Genomic DNA, 16214 nt, shown 5'->3' on the forward strand with positions numbered 1-16214 from the left:
TCATGGGACCCCATCTCGAGGCCGTCCACCACGACGGCTACGACCCCGCGATCAACTCGCTATTCCTTCCCGCGATCAAGGTGCACGGCGGGAGCCTCGTGTTCCTCTCGGGCTTCACGGCGGCGCCCACGTACCACGACCACCCCCACCGCCCCGAGGACTTCGACACCATTCCGCTCGACGCGGACGCGCAGGCCGAGCTCACCTTCCGCCACCTCGACGAGGCGCTGCGGGCTGCGGGGTGCGGGCCCTCCAATGTGGTGTGCCTGACGCGGTTCCTCGTCGACGTCGACGGCGACCAGGACGACATCAACCGGCGGCAGGGCGAGTACCTGGGCGACCACCTGCCGACCAGCACCACGGTCGAGGTCTCGCGCCTCGCGACCGACCCGCGGCTGCGCCTCGAGGTCCAGGCCATCGCCGTGGCACCGGACTGAGCGAGCGCACGGGGCCGCAAGGACCGACGGCGAGCGAGAGGCAGGAAACGGTATGGGCGAGACCGATCGGGCGGCGCCGACGGTGGGCTGGATGGGCACCGGGCGGATGGGCGCGCTGCTGGTGGAGCGGCTGCTCGCGGCGGGCTTCGACGTCGCGGTCTGGAACCGCACCAGGGAGAAGGCCGAGCCGCTCGCCGCGCAGGGGGCGAAAGTCGTCGACCGTCCCGTGGAGCTCGCCGGCCGCGACGTGGTCTGCTCCATGTTGGCCGACTCCGCCGCGTTCGAGAGCGCGATGACCGGCGACGGGGGCTTGCTGACCGATCCCGACCGCGCGCCCGAGGTGGTCTGCGACTCGTCCACGATCGCGATCGCCGCGGCGGAACGGGTCAAGGCCGCGGTCGCCGATCGGCCGGTCGAGGTGCTGGCCGCGCCGGTGAGCGGCAGCCCCAAGGTCGTTGCCGCGGGCCGCCTCGGGGTCGTGGTGTCGGGGGACCCGTCGGCGTTCGAGCGCGCCGAACCGGTGCTCGCCGAGTACGGCCAGAGCGTGACCTACGTCGGCGACGCGGAACAGGCCCGGCTCGCCAAGATCTGCCACAACCTGCTGCTCGGGGTGATCTCGCAATCGATGGCGGAGATCACGGTGCTCGCCGAGCGCGGTGGGATGTCGCGCCACGAGTTCCTCGCGTTCATCAACTCGAGCGCGCTGGGGTCGATGTTCACCCGCTACAAGACTCCCCAGCTCGTCAACCTCGACTGGGCGCCCACCTTCACCTCGCATCTGCTGCGCAAGGATCTGGAGCTCGGGCTCGACGCCGCCCGCGAGGCCGACGTCCCGATGCCGCTCGTGTCCGAGACCCACCAGTTGCTCCTGCGCCTGATCGGGGAGGGCCACGGCGACAGCGACTTCGCGGCGCTGCTGGAGCTGGCCGCGCGGGGGGCGGGCATGGAGCTCGAACCCGAGAACGTCGAGGTGTCCGACGGCCTACGAGACAACGATGCGGAGGGAGAGCAATGAGCGAGGACTTCCCGGTGTCCACGGTCCCGTCACCCGGGACCATGGGGGTGGACTACGAGGAGCGCATCGACTACGGGCGCCTGCGCGAGTATCGGCTGCGGCGTGCCCGCGAGGCACTGTCGACATCGGAGCTCGGGGCGGTGCTCGTCTTCGACCCCAACAACGTGCGGTACCTCACGAGCACGATCATCGGTGAGTGGGCCCGCGACAAGATGACCCGGTTCGCCCTGTTGCCCGGCAACGCCGAGCCGGTGCTGTGGGACTTCGGGTCCGCGGCGAAGGTCCACCGGCTCTACGCGCCGTGGATGAGCCCGGAGAACTCTCGCGCGGGCATGGTCGGCATGCGCGGCGCCGTGCCGCCCGAGGCGGGGTTGTTCACGCGCGCGGCCCGGGAGATCAAGGAGTGCCTCGTCGAGGCCGGGGTGGCCGACATGCCGGTGGGCATGGACCTCGTCGAGCTGCCGATGCTGCACGCGCTGCAGGCCGAGGGCATCGACGTGCGCGACGGCCAGCAGGTCATGCTCGACGCCCGGGAGATCAAGTCGCACGACGAGATCCTGCTGCTGTCGACCGCCGCGGCGATGGTCGACGGCACCTACCAGATGATCACCGAGCACCTGAAGCCCGGAATCCGCGAGAACGAGATCGTCGGGCACGCGAACAAGATGCTGTACGACCTCGGCTCCGATGACGTCGAGTGCATCAACGCCGTGTCCGGTGAGCGCTGCAGCCCGCACCCGCACCACTTCGCGGACCGGCTGATCCGCCCGGGCGACCAGGCCTTCTTCGACATCATCCACTCGTTCAACGGGTATCGGACGTGCTACTACCGCACGTTCAACGTCGGGCGGGCGACGCAGAAGCAGCGCGACGCGTACAAGAAGGCGCGGGAGTGGATCGACGCCGCCATCGAGACCGTGAAACCGGGGGTGGGCACGGACGAGATCGCGCGCCTGTGGCCGCGGGCCGACGAGTTCGGGTTCTCCAGCGAGATGGAGGCCTTCGGGTTGCAGTTCGGCCACGGTCTCGGCATGGCGCTGCACGAGCGCCCGATCATCAGCCGTCTGAACTCGCTGGACCACCCCGCGGAGATCCAGGAGGGGATGGTGTTCGCGCTCGAGACGTACTGCCCCGCCGGGGACGGTGGCTCGGCGGCGCGCATCGAGGAGGAGGTCGTCGTGACCAGGGACGGCGCGGACGTGATCACCCTGTTCCCCGCCGAGGAGCTGTTCGTCGCCAACGAGTACTGATCCGAGTGCTAGACCGAACGTGCTGATCGAACGTGAGCGGCGCACGCCCGGCCCGGACGCGGGGCGGGCGGCGCGCTCCGGACACAGGAGAGCAAGAGCATGGCGACCACCGCGGATCCGCACGCGATCGACGAGGCCACGCGCGTGGCGATGTTCCGCGACATCGCGCGTGCCCGGCTGTTCGAGCAGCGCGCGTACGACCTGTTCATGAAGGGCCTGGTCAAGGGCACCTCGCACCTGGCGACCGGCCAGGAGGCGGTCGCGGCGGGGTACGCGGCCGCGATGCGCTCCGACGACTACGTGCTCTGCACCTACCGCGGCCACGTGCACACCCTCCTGCGGGGCGCGCCGATGGACGCGCTCATGGCCGAGCTGCTCGGCCGCGCGTCGGGCATCTGCGGCGGCAAGGGCGGGTCGATGCACCTCACGAGCGTGCGGCACGGCGCGCTCGGGTCGTACGCGATCGTCGGCGCGCACCTGCCGATCGCGGTGGGCGCGGCGTGGTCGGCGCAGGCGCGGGGCACCGGGCAGGTCGCGGTCTGCTTCTTCGGTGACGGGGCCACGAACATCGGGGCGTTCCACGAGGCGCTGAACATGGCGGCGGTCTGGGAGCTGCCCGTGGTGTTCGTCTGCGAGAACAACCTCTACATGGAGTACACCCCGATCGGGGAGGTGACCGCCACGGAGCATCCCGCCGCGGACCGAGCCGCCAGCTACGGGCTCGAGGGCCTCGTCGTCGACGGCAACGACCCCGACGCCGTGTACGAGGTCGCGACCGACACGGTCGGCCGGGCGCGCGACGGGGGCGGCCCGTCGCTCGTGGAGGCGAAGACCTACCGGCACGGGGGTCACTCGCGGGCGGACCCCGGCACGTACCGGCCGAGCGAGGAGGTCGAGGAGTGGATCTCCCGCGACCCCTACGTGCGGTATCCCGAGCGGTTGCGCGACGACGGCGTGGACCCGGCCACGCTGGAGGCGATCGTCGCCGAGGCCGAGGCCGAGGTCGATCACGCCACCAACGCCGCCACCGACTCGCCGGTGCCCGACCCGAGCGTGATCCTGACCAACGTCTGGGCTGACGGAGGCTCCTCATGGCGGAAGTGACCTACCGCGAGGCGGTCACGATGGGGATGGCGCAGGAGATGCGCCGCGACGACCGCGTCTACTTCATCGGTGAGGACGTCGCCGCCGCGGGCGGCGTGTTCAAGACCACGCCGGGGCTGCAGGACGAGTTCGGGGACCGCAGGGTCCGCGACACGCCGATCAGCGAGGAGGCCATCACCGGCGCGGTGATGGGCGCGGCGATGACGGGACTGCGGCCCGTCGCCGAGATCATGTTCAGCGACTTCTACGCCACCTGCTGGGACATCGTCGCGAACCAGATGGCCAAGACCCGCTACATGACCGACGGTCAGACGAGCCTGCCATTGGTCCTGCGCGGGGCCAACGGTGGGGGCCTGCGCTTCGGCGCGCAGCACTCGCAGGCGGTCGAGAACTGGGCGATGGCGATCCCCGGGCTCAAGGTCGTCGCCCCCTCGACGCCGCGGGACGTCATCGGCCTGCTCGCGGCGTCGATCCGTGATCCCGACCCGGTCATCTTCCTCGAGCAGAAGTCGCTCTACCCGTCCAAGGGCGAGGTGCCCGACGGCGAGCACCTCGACGAGCTCGGCAAGGCGACCGTGGTGCGCGAGGGCTCGGACGTGACGATCGTCGCGCTCGCGGCGATGGTGCCCCGGGCGTTGACGGCCGCCGAGCAGCTCGCCGAGGAGGGCGTGTCGGCCGAGGTGGTCGACGTGCGCTCGCTCGTCCCGCTCGACGCCTCGACGATCCTGGCTTCGGTGGGTAAGACCGCGCGCCTCGTGACCGTCGAGGAGAACCCGCGCCTGTGCGGATGGGGCGCCGAGATCGTCTCGCTCGTGGCCGAGGAGGGGTTCTGGCACCTCGATGGTCCGATCGTGCGGGTCACGAGCCCGCACGTCCCCCTGCCGAGCGCGGACGAACTCGAGGACGTGACGTTGCCGACGGCGGAACGCGTCGTGGACGCGGTCAGGAGGGCGCTGGCGTGAGCCTGCCCGAGTACCCCGATGTCCCGGCCGACCAGTGGATCGGTGGCCGCTGGCAGCCCGCCGACGGCGGGAACCGCTTCCCCGTGTTCGACCCGGCCACCGGCGACGTGCTCGTCGAGGTGGCCGACGGCGGCGAGCCCGAGGTCCAGGCTGCGGTGAGCGCGGCCCACGAGGCGCAGCCAGCGTGGGCCGCGACCGCCCCCCGTACCCGCGGGGAGGTCCTGCGCCGGGCCTACGAGCTGCTGGCCGACGAGCAGGAGCGGGTCGCGCGGCTGATCGTCATGGAGAACGGCAAGGGCCTGGCCGACGCCCGCGGGGAGGCGCGCTACGCCGCGGAGTTCTTCCGCTGGTACGCGGAGGAGGCGGTGCGGCTCGACGGCGACCTGCTGCGATCCCCCAGCGGCGGGAACTGGATCATGTCGCTGCGCCAGCCCGTCGGTGTCGCGCTGCTGGTGACCCCGTGGAACTTCCCGGCGGCGATGGGTACTCGCAAGATCGGCCCGGCACTGGCCGCGGGCTGCTCGGTGGTGCTCAAGCCGGCCTCGGCCGCGCCGCTGACGTCGCTCGCGATCGCCGACGCCCTGCACCGGGCGGGCGCGCCCGCCGGCACCGTGAACGTGGTCGTGGGCAGCCGGTCGTCGTCGCTGGTCGGGCCCGCGCTCGCCGATCCGCGGGTGCGCAAGCTGTCGTTCACCGGCTCCACCGAGGTGGGCCGGACGCTGCTCCAGCAGGCGGCCGAGCGGATCGTGAACTGCTCGTTGGAACTCGGGGGCAACGCCCCGTTCATCGTGACCGAGGACGCGGACCTCGACGCGGCGATCGAGGGCGCGATGATCGCGAAGATGCGCAACGGCGGCGCGTCGTGCATCGCGGCGAACCGCTTCCTCGTTCAGGAGCGGGTGGCGGCGGAGTTCCGCGACCGCCTCACGTCAGCGATGGGCGGCCTCGCCATGGGCCCGGGACTCGACGAGTCGCACGATGTCGGTGCGATGGTCTCCGACGCCGAGCGCGACAAGGTGGCCGACCTCGTGGCCCGGGGCGTCGAACAGGGTGCCGTCGTGCAGGTCGGAGGCGCGCCGCCCCAGCGGCCCGGCGCGTTCTTCCCGCCGACGGTGTTGAGCGACGTGGCACCCGACAACGTGTTGCTCCACGAGGAGGTCTTCGGGCCGGTGGCGCCGATCCGGACGTTCACGAGCGACGACGAGGCGATCAAGGCGGCCAACGACACCGAGCACGGCCTCGCGAGCTACGTGTTCACCGGTGACCTCGGCCGCGGGCTCGCGCTGTCCGAGGCCCTCGAGTCCGGGATGGTCGGGTTGAATCGGGGCTTCATCTCGGACCCGGCCGCGCCGTTCGGCGGCGTCAAGCAGAGCGGCATCGGCCGCGAGGGCGGGCACGACGGGCTGCTCGAGTTCTGCGAGACGAAGTACGTGGCCGTCGGCTGGTGAATCGAATCTGCGGCCGCAAACCATTGCACGTCCGTGCGCTTGTCCTCTACGGTCCGTCTTAGATCGCCTCGGGCCGAGGGTCCCGGGGTGTTGCGAGGAAAGGTGGGAACATGGCGCGTCGACGCGTGTTGCGCAATGGCTTCGTACTCACGATGGACGATCAGATCGGGGACCTGCCGCGCGCGGACGTCCTGATCGAGGACGACGCGATCAGGGAGGTGGGCCCTGACCTCGCGGTGACTGACGCCGAGGAGATCGACGCCACCGGCCGGATCGTGATTCCGGGCTTCGTGGACACCCACCGGCACACGTGGGAGACGGCGCTGCGCGGCTGCGCTCCCAATTCGACCCTCGACGACTACTTCGTCGAGGTGCTCGACAACTTCGCTCCCGTCTACTCGCCACAGGACGTGCGGGTGAGCAACCACGCCGGGGCCCTCGAATGCCTCAACGCGGGGATCACCACGCTGGTCGACTGGTCGCACATCAACAACACCCCCGAGCATCCCGACGCCGCGATCGACGGGCTGCGCAAGTCGGGGATCCGCGCGCAGTACGCCTACGGCAGCGCGAACACCTCGCTGAACGACTACTGGAACCAGTCGACGATCGCGATGCCGGCCGACGACGTGCGGCGCGTGCGCGACACCTACTTCGCATCCGATGACGGGTTGCTCACCATGGCGCTGGCCACCCGTGGACCCGGGTTCTGCGTCGACGACGTGGTCGTCGCCGAGTGGGGTCTCGCGCGCGAGCTCGACCTGCCGATCACCGTGCACGTCGCGATGGGGCGCCTGGCGGGCCGCTTCGCGATGGTGCACAACCTCAACCGCCTCGGCCTCCTCGGCCCCGACACGACGTACGTGCACGCCTGCTACCTCGACGACGAGGAGTGGCAACTCGTCGCCGACACCGGCGGCAACGTGTCGATCGCCGCGCAGATCGAGGCGCAGATGGGCCACGGGTGGCCGCCGACCGGCCCGTGCAGTCGACACGGCGTGCCCGCGAGCCTGTCGATCGACGTGGTGACCACCAACCCCGGCGACATGTTCACGCAGATGCGGGCGGCGTTCGGCACCGAGCGCGTGCAGGTGAACGCCGACTGCTGGCAGCAGGACGTCCCGTTGCCCGAGACGGCCCCGACCGCTCGGGACATGCTCCGCCTCGCGACGATCGACGGCGCCCGCGTCGCCGGGCTGAGCGACCGGACCGGCTCGATCACGCCGGGCAAGCAGGCCGACCTCGTGCTCATCGACGGGACCGGCCCGGCCACGGCCCCGATGATCGACCCGGTCGCGACCGTGGTGCTCTCCGCGGACGTCGGGACGGTCGAGTCGGTGCTGGTCGCCGGGGAGTTTCGCAAGCGGGACTTCCGGCTGGTCGACGACTTCACCCCGGTGCGCCACGAGCTCGAGGCGGCCCGGGACCGGCTGGCGAATCAGGTGCCGGAGAAGCCTTCCTGGCCGGTGCTCGCCGGGGTCTGAGCCGCGTCCACCCGTCGGCTCACCGCCGCCCGGGCGGGGTTTACCTCACTGGTGCACCCGTTCCCGCCCGGGCGGGTTCGCCTCGCCGCCGCCTGGGCGGGCTTTCGTTCACTGGTGCATCCGTTCCCGCCCGGGCGGGAGTTCAGAGGGCGAGGTAAGCCTCGCGGACCCGGGGGCTGGCGAGCAGCTGCTCGCGCGTGCCCTCCTCGACGATCGAGCCCTCCTCGAGCACGTAGCCGCGCTGGCTCACCTCGAGCGCCTGCGCCACGTTCTGCTCGACGAGCAGGACGCCGAGGCCCAGCTCGGCCACCTGCTGGATCAGGGCGAACATCTGCCCGACGAGCAACGGCGAGAGCCCGAGCGACGGTTCGTCCATCAACAGGAACCGGGGGCGGGCCATCAGCGCTCGGCCGATCGCGAGCATCTGCTGCTCGCCACCGCTCAAGGTGCCGGACTGCTGCTGCGTGCGGTCCCGCAGCACCGGGAAGAGCTCGTAGACGCGAGCGAGGGTCTCATCGAGGTGTGCGCGAGCCTCTCGCGTGTAGGCGCCGACCTCGAGGTTGTCGAGCACCGTGAGCCGCGTGAACAATCGCCGCCCCTCGGGGACCACGGCGAGCCCCGCGGCGGCCACGTGGTGCAGCCTCAGCCGTGTGAGCTCGGCGTCGCCGAGGCGCACGGTGCCCGCGGTGGGCGGCAGGGTGCCCGAGGCGCTCTTCACGAGCGTGGTCTTGCCGGCGCCGTTGGGTCCGAGCAGTGCCACGATCTCGCCCTCCCCGACCGACAGGGAGATGTCGGAGAGGACGCGGGCGTCCCCGTAGGCTGCGTGCAGGCCGCTGATCTCAAGCATGTGACTTCCCCAGGTACGCGGCGATCACGTCCTCGTCCTCCAGGCATTCACGGGGCGCCCCCCGGGCGATGACCTTGCCGAAGTTGAGCACGGTGAGGTGATCGCAGAGGTCGAGGATCACCCGCATGATGTGCTCGACCACGATGATGCTGATACCGACCTCCTTGATGCGCTTCACCAGCGCGATCCCCTCGGCCAGCTCCTGCTGGTTCAGGCCGGTGAGGACCTCATCGAGGAACAGCACCCGCGGACGGGTCGCCAGGGCGCGGGTCAGCTCCAGCAGCTTGCGCTGGTGCAAGGTGAGCGCGTCCGGTGCCTCGTGCGCCAGGTCCTGCATCCCGGCGAAGGCGACCCACCGGGCGGCCTCCTCGCGGACGTCCGTGGGGCGCTGCTTGGCGTTGCCGAAGTAGGAGGCGGCCTGCACGTTCTCGATCACCGAGAGGGTCGCGAACGGGCGGGGTATCTGGTACGTGCGGGCCACGCCCAGCTCGCTGACGCGATGCGCGGGCAGCCGTTCGACCCTCGTCCCGTCCACCGTGACGCTGCCCGAGTCGAGCGACAGGAAGCCCGTGAGGACGTTGATCAGGGTCGACTTCCCGGACCCGTTCGGCCCCACGAGGCCGCGGATCTCGCCCTCGTAGAGATCGAGGTCAACCCCGTCCACCGCGGTCAGGCCCCCGAACGTCTTGGTGACGTCCCGGCAGCTAAGTATGGGTGACGCGGTCATCGTCCTCCCCTTCCACCGCCTCTTCCTCCGGTCCGCTGTCGTCCGAGCGCTCGGACGGCGTGCGGACGCCGGGGATCAGCTCGTAGACGCGCTCGGGCAGGAACAGCGTTGCCAGCGCGACCATCATGGCGACGGCGGCGTCGGTGATGATCGAGCTGTCGAGCACGACGATCTGCACCGCCAGGACGACCGCACCGGCCCCGAGCGCGAGCCACGGGCGCTCCCGCAACCGCACGATGATCCCGCCCTTGAGGAAGACCGTCGCGAGGATCAGCACGACCGCGAGCAGCATCTGCGCGACCTCGGCGAGCCCCGCTCCCACGAGCCGGTCGTTGACCGTGTAGATGAGCACGGCACCGACCACGGGTCCCAGCCAGTGCCGACGGCCGCCGACGACGCTCATGACGATCACGAACAGGGGGATGCGGATCCCGAACGCGCTCGCCGGGCTCACGAAGTTGATCTGCACCGCGTGCAGCGCGCCGGAGATCCCCGCGATCGCCCCGTTCAGGGAGAAGATCAGGAGCTTGTAGCGGAGTGCCGGCACGCCGAGCCCGCTGGCGACCCGCTCGTCGTCCCGGATCGCGAACAACCCGAAACCGAACCTGGAGTGCTGGATCGAGAAGGCCAGGAACACCGCCCCCAGCATCAGCACGAGGGCCACGTAGTAGAGCATCTGGTTGGTGTCGCCGAGGAACTCGGGGTAGTCCACGCTGCCGAGCGTGATGCCGCGGCCCCCGTCGATGGCCCCCCAGTTGTTGGCGAGCGCCCCCAGCCCCAGGGCGATGGCGAGCGAGAAGAGGGCGAAGATCTCACCGGTGAGCCGGCGCAGCCGGAACACGAGCACGCCGCTGGCCAGCGCGATGAGCGCGCCGACGATGGCGCCGACCGGCAGCGACGGCAGGAGGGTGAAGTCGTGCCGGGTCACGAGGATCGCGGTGCAATAGACCCCGGCACCGTAGAACGCCCCCTGCCCGAAGCTAAAGTAGCCGGAGTACCCGCTGAAGATGTTCCAGCTCGTCGCCTGGGTGATCCAGAAGAACACCGAGTAGAGGAAGATGATGTGGTACAGCGGTGTGCCGAGGCTGTCCTGGATCGTGGGGACGGCGAACAGGACCGCGGCCACCGCCACCCACGCGAGGATCGTCCGTGGCCGGAACGGCGAGGTACCCGTCATTCGTGCGCCCTTTCGACCACGGGCTTGAACAGGCCCTCGGGCTTGAAGATCAGCGCGATGATGAGGACCACCAGGGCGGTGAGCCGCGCCATGGCCGGGTCGGCGAACTGGCGGGTCAGCGACTCCACGAGCCCGATGATCAGCGCGGCGCCGGCGATGCCCACCGGATTGGCGAGACCGCCGAGCAGGACGACCGCGAAGATGACCGCCACCCACAGCTCGGCCGCGGACGGCGTCAGTACGAACAGCAGGGCGATGAGCGTGCCCGTCGCCCCGACCGTGCCACCGGCGATCGCTGCCACCAGCATCGACAGGCTCCGGTAGTTGACCCCGAACAGGCCCGCCATCTCCGGATCCTGGACGAACGCGCGGATCCCCTTGCCCGCGTAGGTCCGGTTGAGCAGCCAATAGACCCCGCCACACGCGACCGTGGCGGCGAGGACGGCGAACAGGCCGATCGCCGGCATCACGAGCGGTCCCGCCCGGAACGCCATGGTGAAGTACGGGTTCGCCTCGAGCGGGATCCGGACGAGGTCCGCGGTCCAGATCATCGTCATGGCGGCTTCGATGATCAGGAAGAAGCCGAACGTGACGATCAGGGTCCCGAACACGTCGATCTTGGTGACCGTGACGAACACCTGCAGGGCCATGCCGAGCAGCACGCCCAGCGGGATGGTCACCACCAACGACACGAGGGGGTCCCAGCCGATGGTGCGGGTCAGCTCGAACGTCACGTAGGCGGCCAGGAACGCGTTCGCGAAGTGCCCGAAGTTTATCGTGTGCAAGAGGCCCCATCCCAGGCTGAGGCCGAGGCCGAATATGGCGTAGAGCCCGGCCAGGAGAATGCCGGTGACGAGCGTCTGGGTGAGGATCGTCAGCACGTTGGCCGCTCCTCTCCTTCTCGAGGTCCCCCGGCCGGCACGACGACCGGGGGACCCTTCGTGGATCGCAGCGTCCCGGCGCTGCGCCGAGACATCAGCGGAGCGGCCCCTCGAGGTCGGCGCCCTCCTCGGCCATGTCGTCGGGCCAGACGACGTTCCAGGTGCCGTCCTGGATCTGCTTGATCGTCTGGATGTCGTCGCCGTAGTTCTGGCGGTCCTCGTCGAAGGTGAGGGTGCCCTGGACGGTCTCGACCTCGTTGTTGCGGATCCACTCGCCGATCTCGTCGTGGTCGAGGCACTCGCAGCCCTCGACACCCGCGGTGAGGATCTGCCATGCCGCCCATGACGCACCGGCCTGGGTCTCGGGCGCCGTGTACCCGAGCCCCTCCTCCTCGGCCGCCTCGGTGAAGCGCTCGACGAGCACGTCGCCGCCCTCGTTATCGAGGTAGGCCTCGGCGTCCTCGAAGATCGTCACGCTCGTGGCGCCGTCACCGAGTTCCCCGGCGTCGACCATCGGGCCCGGGGACGGCCACTGGTAGAAGTGGTTGCGCGGCTGGTAGTCGATCTGCTCCATGGCCGCCAGCAGATTGGGGCCGTCCTCGCCGAGCGCGCCCACGTAGAGGAGGTCGGGGTCCGCCTCCTCGATGCGCGAGGCGATCGGCATGAAGTCCGTGGTGCCGATGTCGAAGCTGACGTCGAGCACGACCTCGAGCCCCATCTCCTCGGCGACCTGGGCGGCCCCGCCGCCGGGCTCGATCACGGAGCCCTCGGGAATCTCGTCCTCGTCGACGCCGTAGGCGAGGAAGTCGGTACCCGGGAAGCGGTTCACGACGAAGCCGACGGTCTCGGGGGGATCATCGGTCGTCTCGTACGCCTCGAACACCTTCTCGGGGGTCGTGTAGTGGGTGTCGAGCCCGACGAACCAGGTGGGGAAGTGCTTGTCGTAGGTGTAGGCGTACGTGAGGCTCGCGGTGTGGTGCGGGAACACGTACCCGTGCCGCTCGGCGACCGCCATCGCGGCGGTGATGTTCGCGGTGCCGTAGGGCCCCATGACGAGATCGACGGTGTCCTCGGTGATGAGGCGCTCGTAGGCCGAGGCCGACTGCTCGGGCTCCGACTCGTCGTCGATGACGGACCACTCGACCGGCCGCCCCAGCAGGCCCCCCTGCTCCTCGTTGAGCCACTCGACGTACTCATCGGCCACGAGTTCGTGGATCACCGCCGTCGGCGCCAAGCCGCCCGTGAGCGCGAGCGACCCCCCGATCTCGATCGGATCGCCCTCGGGCTCGTCCGCATCACCCTCGGCCTCGTCCGCATCGGCCTCGGCGGCGTCCTCGCCGTCGTCCTCGCCGTTGTCCTCCCCGCACGCCGCCGCCACGAGGGCGAGCAGTGCCACGAGCACGAGGCAGCGTCTGAACCAGCCTGTGGTTGCCGTCATGTCCAACCCTCCCAGAGAGCGCCGCTTCTCGATCAACGCGCTTCGTCGCGGTGTCGCCTGTCTGCACCGGGACCGAGGTACTGACCGACCCACCGTTGTCGTTGATCCGCCTCGATCCTGAGGGCGCTGATCGCAGCAAACGATTGCGACGCTGTCAATGGGTTGTTGCAATCGTTTTTCCGGCAGTGTTGCGCCAAGGAGGTTGGGCCGAGGGCCGGGGAGTGAGGGGCGTGGGCCGTCGGGCGATCGTGGGGCTCGTGCGCGGGCTCGTGGGCGTCGCGGACCGGGCGTGGGCCGTCGGCCGATCCGGGCTCGCCGGGTGGTGGGGGTGGCGGGGGCTACGCTGGAGACGGCACAGTCCGAGGTCCGAGCGCGACACGGTGCGCAGCGGCTCACCGGCCGCGCGAGGACCACGATGCCGACCGGAGCTCCGAGCCGATGTCCTTGCCCGCCGTGACCCTCGAGTTGTTCCACTGGCTCGGAGGCGTTGTCCGTCAGCTCATGCGGATCGACCGGCCCGCGACCGTGGGCACGATCGTGACGAGCGTCCTGTCGCACATCGCGGGCGTCATCGCCTTCATGCTGCCGCTCAAGGTCGTGCTCCTCGTCGGCAGCGACGGCATCCCCCGCTACTTCTTCTGGATCAGCGAGGAGACGCGCACTCCGTGGATCAGCGTGCTCGCCATCGGCACGCTCGTGCTGTACGTCCTGTCGGTGAACCTGGAGTCGTTGTCCGAGCGCGCAGCGACCCGCGGGGTGGAGCGCCTGCGCACGAGCATCGGCCAGGTCCCGCTGTCGGACAACGAGGAGAACTGGGCCGGCGGCCACTACCGTTTGGTGACCGGGAGCGTCGCCAAGCTCGGGTTCGGGTGCGTCGCGCTGCTGGGCGGCCTTGTGCTGTTCCCGGCGCTGTTCGGCTTCGCCGCCGCGGTCATGATCCTCGAGTTCCTCGCCTGCGCGGTCCTGTTGCGCCGGGGCACCGACCTCGGATCGTTGGGTCGCGCCGGGGCCTACGTGGCGGGCGAGACCAAGGCCCTGGTCAAGAAGCTGCGGGCCGTCAACTTCATGCTCGTGTTCCTGTTCCTGGTCGGGGCGTTCCTGCTCGCCGACGACCTGAACATCCTGATCGGGATCGTGTCGATCATCCTGAGTCGCCAGATGTTCAACGGGTTCGGCGAGTTCGCCGCCGGCGCCCTCGACCTCGCCCGCAATCGCGAAGAGATCAGCGCGCTCGTCTACCACAACGCGCAGCTGCGCCCCCGCGACAACAGCCAGGGGCCCGAGCTGCGTCAGCACTTCGCCCGCTCCCGGCGGCTCGAGCGCGTGCACGCGCTCGCCGCGCAGGGCACCGCGCCGGGGCTGGCGGCCGTCGTCGACTCCCGGTTCACCGATAGCGGCAACCGCAACCACGCCACGTTCGACTTGTACGTCGATCCCGATGCCGCCGAGGGCGAGCCCGCGTTCCGCGAGTACGTCTACACCACCAAGGGCGCGAAGGGCCTCGGGTATCAGGACTACCTGCTCGCCCGGTTCGGGCCCGACGAGCTGCGGTGCCTGCCCCGGGTGGCCGAATACGTCGAACGTGGCTTCCAGGCGCGGATCGTCGAGTGGCGCGGCGCGGCCCCGTTCGAGCGGCGCTCTGCGCAGCAGCAGGCCCGGCGGGACCTGCTGCGCCACCTGTGGGCGCTCGAGGTTCCCCACAACTTCGTGCGCGCGTACTCGCGCGCGCGGCCGTTGCTGGCCGACCGGTTCGACGAGGAGGGCCTGGCCGCGCTCGACCTCGCCACCGACGAGCCGTGGGCGGAGGCGGCGTACAACGGGTTTCGTGACGCGCTGCCGGGCTTACGGGAGCAGGCGGCGAGCCTCCCACTCGCGCTCATCAACGCGAAGATCGGCAAGAACAACATCGTCCGCGACCACGAGGGCGAGCCGCGGTTGATCGACTGGCGCTCGTGGACTCTGGAGCCGGTCGGTGCCGGCTTCGATCTCGACGCTGACGGCCTGGCGTGGCTGTCGCGGTCCGCGGTGCGGTTGCAGCGGGTCGATCGGATCCCGGCCGAGGGAGCCCTGGGCGCGCTCGTGGCTGCCAGCACGCTGTACCAGGTCGAGACGCTGGCCCAGGCCGGCGAGCCCAAGCGGGCGCTGCGCGTGGTCGAGCAGGCCCTGCCCCTCTTCGGTCTGCGGGACGAGGACTTCCCGACCGAGGTCGAGCAGCGCGTCGACGACGGGGCCGCGGCCGGGTCCGAGGCCGACGCTGACGCCGAGGCCGACGCCGACGCCGAGGTCTGGGCCGACGCCGACGGTGGCGACGAGGCCGACGCTGACGCCGAGGACCGCGCCGCCCTCGAGGACCGTGAGCGCGTCGCGGAGGACGAGGCCCAGGGGGTCGGCCGGCCCACGATCTAGTCGCGCTGCCGGGTCCGCGAGGGCTGGACGGCGCGGTCCGAGTCGAAGGGGTGATGTCGCTGCCGCTGCCACGTTACGTCGAGGTGCTCGGGGCACCCGGGGTGGGCAAGACCACGATCCTGCATGCTTGCGCCGGGGCTCGGCGGCCCGACGGCCCTTGGGCCCTCGACCCCGAGTACGCGAGCGGGGGTCCGTGGGACGGTGTCCGGGGCCTCAAGCCGCGTGGACGGTTCGTCCGTGACCATCCCGAGTTCGCCGCGTTCCTGTTCCGGGCACTCGGGCGCGCCGCGCTCGACCGTGACGAGCCGGCGGCAGCGCGGATGTTCGAGCGCACCCAGGCGTTGAACCACGTCTTCGCCAAGTTCGAGCACGCGGCCGAACGGCTACGCCCCGACCAGGTGCTCATCGTCGACGAGGCCTTCGTGAAGGCCGGCGCCCCGCCGCTGCTGAACCATCGCCACAGCGGCGAGACCCTGCGGGAGACGTTGCAGCGCCCGGAGATGGGCGCGGCCTACGTGCACGTGGACGCCGAGGCCGACCTGATCCAGCCGCGGATCGTCGAGCGGAGCAAGCGGGCCCGCTCGCACCGCGGGCTGTCCGAGCAGCAGGTCGTGGAACGAACCCGGCGTAGCCTCGACTCGTGGCGGCGTGCCGTCGAGCGGATCCGGCGCGCGGAGGTGCCGACGCTCGTGCTCGACGCCGCCGAGCCCGCCGAGGCCAACGCCGAGGCCCTGCGGCGCTTCGTCGAGGGGTTCGCCCCCTCGCAGGACGACACGGCGGACGCGGGATCGGGCACCGCTCCGGAGGGCTGAGCGGGCAACGCCCGGGAGAGCGAGCGGGCACCGCGCTCCGGGAGCGTGCGCGCCCCCACTGCGCGGGGTGTGCGAGGGGCCCGAGGTCGTCACTCCGACAGCTCCGCATGGGCGGCGGCGAGGAACCGGTAGGTCCACTCCTCGGCCATCTTGCGCGAGTCGGCGAAGACGATCGGCACGGTCGGATACCGGACCTGCAGGCGCGCCAGGAGGTCGAGCACGAAGC

The 16214-nt window shown here is 70.6% G+C and carries 14 protein-coding genes and 1 pseudogene; 9 read left to right on the forward strand and 6 right to left on the reverse strand.

From position 1 onward, the window contains the following. Positions 1-2: 2 nt before the first annotated feature. From ER308_RS15860 to ER308_RS15890, 7 genes and pseudogenes are all read left to right on the forward strand, one after another. Positions 3-437 (forward strand): RidA family protein, encoded by a 435-nt coding sequence (locus ER308_RS15860; protein ID WP_131155897.1) that lies wholly within the window; start codon positions 3-5, stop codon positions 435-437. Between the two features lie 49 nt (positions 438-486). Next, positions 487-1452, forward strand: a pseudogene (locus tag ER308_RS15865) (NAD(P)-dependent oxidoreductase); the annotation flags it as partial. Continuing rightward, entirely contained in the window at positions 1449-2702 is a 1254-nt protein-coding gene (locus ER308_RS15870) for a M24 family metallopeptidase (RefSeq protein WP_131155899.1), read from the forward strand. The pseudogene ER308_RS15865 and the gene ER308_RS15870, both read left to right, overlap by 4 nt. A 99-nt stretch (positions 2703-2801) precedes the next feature. After that, positions 2802-3806, forward strand: a complete 1005-nt coding sequence (locus ER308_RS15875; RefSeq protein ID WP_131155900.1) for a thiamine pyrophosphate-dependent dehydrogenase E1 component subunit alpha — start codon at positions 2802-2804, stop codon at positions 3804-3806. Continuing rightward, positions 3794-4768, forward strand: a complete 975-nt coding sequence (locus ER308_RS15880) for an alpha-ketoacid dehydrogenase subunit beta (RefSeq protein ID WP_131155901.1) — start codon at positions 3794-3796, stop codon at positions 4766-4768. The genes ER308_RS15875 and ER308_RS15880 overlap by 13 nt, the downstream gene beginning before the upstream one ends. Then, positions 4765-6216, forward strand: coding sequence for an NAD-dependent succinate-semialdehyde dehydrogenase (locus tag ER308_RS15885; protein ID WP_131155902.1), 1452 nt, complete (start codon positions 4765-4767; stop codon positions 6214-6216). Before ER308_RS15880 ends, ER308_RS15885 begins: the two co-directional genes overlap by 4 nt. A gap of 110 nt (positions 6217-6326) precedes the next feature. After that, entirely contained in the window at positions 6327-7700 is a 1374-nt protein-coding gene (locus ER308_RS15890; protein ID WP_131155903.1) for an amidohydrolase family protein, read from the forward strand. Between the two features lie 142 nt (positions 7701-7842). Here the strand turns inward: ER308_RS15890 and ER308_RS15895 are convergent, their stop codons facing one another. The 5 genes from ER308_RS15895 to ER308_RS15915 all read right to left on the reverse strand — a co-directional run bounded on the left by ER308_RS15895 (position 7843) and on the right by ER308_RS15915 (position 12770). Next, the gene (locus tag ER308_RS15895; protein ID WP_131155904.1) at positions 7843-8547 is read right to left on the reverse strand and encodes an ABC transporter ATP-binding protein; all 705 of its coding nucleotides are present in this window, start codon (positions 8545-8547) and stop codon (positions 7843-7845) included. Next, positions 8540-9274, reverse strand: coding sequence for an ABC transporter ATP-binding protein (locus ER308_RS15900; protein ID WP_131157053.1), 735 nt, complete (start codon positions 9272-9274; stop codon positions 8540-8542). The genes ER308_RS15895 and ER308_RS15900 overlap by 8 nt, the downstream gene beginning before the upstream one ends. Then, positions 9252-10451: a branched-chain amino acid ABC transporter permease gene (locus ER308_RS15905; RefSeq protein WP_131155905.1), complete on the reverse strand. Its 1200-nt coding sequence runs from the start codon at positions 10449-10451 to the stop codon at positions 9252-9254. The genes ER308_RS15900 and ER308_RS15905 overlap by 23 nt, the downstream gene beginning before the upstream one ends. Further along, a complete protein-coding gene (locus ER308_RS15910) occupies positions 10448-11332 on the reverse strand; it encodes a branched-chain amino acid ABC transporter permease (RefSeq protein ID WP_165492160.1) in 885 nt (294 codons plus the stop codon). Before ER308_RS15910 ends, ER308_RS15905 begins: the two co-directional genes overlap by 4 nt. A gap of 94 nt (positions 11333-11426) precedes the next feature. Next, entirely contained in the window at positions 11427-12770 is a 1344-nt protein-coding gene (locus ER308_RS15915; RefSeq protein WP_131155907.1) for an amino acid ABC transporter substrate-binding protein, read from the reverse strand. Between the two features lie 438 nt (positions 12771-13208). Between ER308_RS15915 and ER308_RS15920 the strand changes: the two genes are divergently transcribed. Then, entirely contained in the window at positions 13209-15176 is a 1968-nt protein-coding gene (locus ER308_RS15920; RefSeq protein ID WP_131155908.1) for a hypothetical protein, read from the forward strand. 53 nt (positions 15177-15229) lie between these two features. Beyond that, positions 15230-15988, forward strand: coding sequence for an ATP-binding protein (locus tag ER308_RS15925; RefSeq protein ID WP_131155909.1), 759 nt, complete (start codon positions 15230-15232; stop codon positions 15986-15988). An 89-nt stretch (positions 15989-16077) separates the two neighbouring features. Here ER308_RS15925 and ER308_RS22860 read toward each other — a convergent pair whose 3' ends face one another. Next, positions 16078-16209 (reverse strand): hypothetical protein, encoded by a 132-nt coding sequence (locus ER308_RS22860; RefSeq protein ID WP_276319851.1) that lies wholly within the window; start codon positions 16207-16209, stop codon positions 16078-16080. Between the last annotated feature and the right edge of the window lie 5 nt (positions 16210-16214).

Source organism: Egibacter rhizosphaerae, from assembly GCF_004322855.1.
Taxonomy (GTDB): Bacteria; Actinomycetota; Nitriliruptoria; order Euzebyales; family Egibacteraceae; genus Egibacter; species Egibacter rhizosphaerae.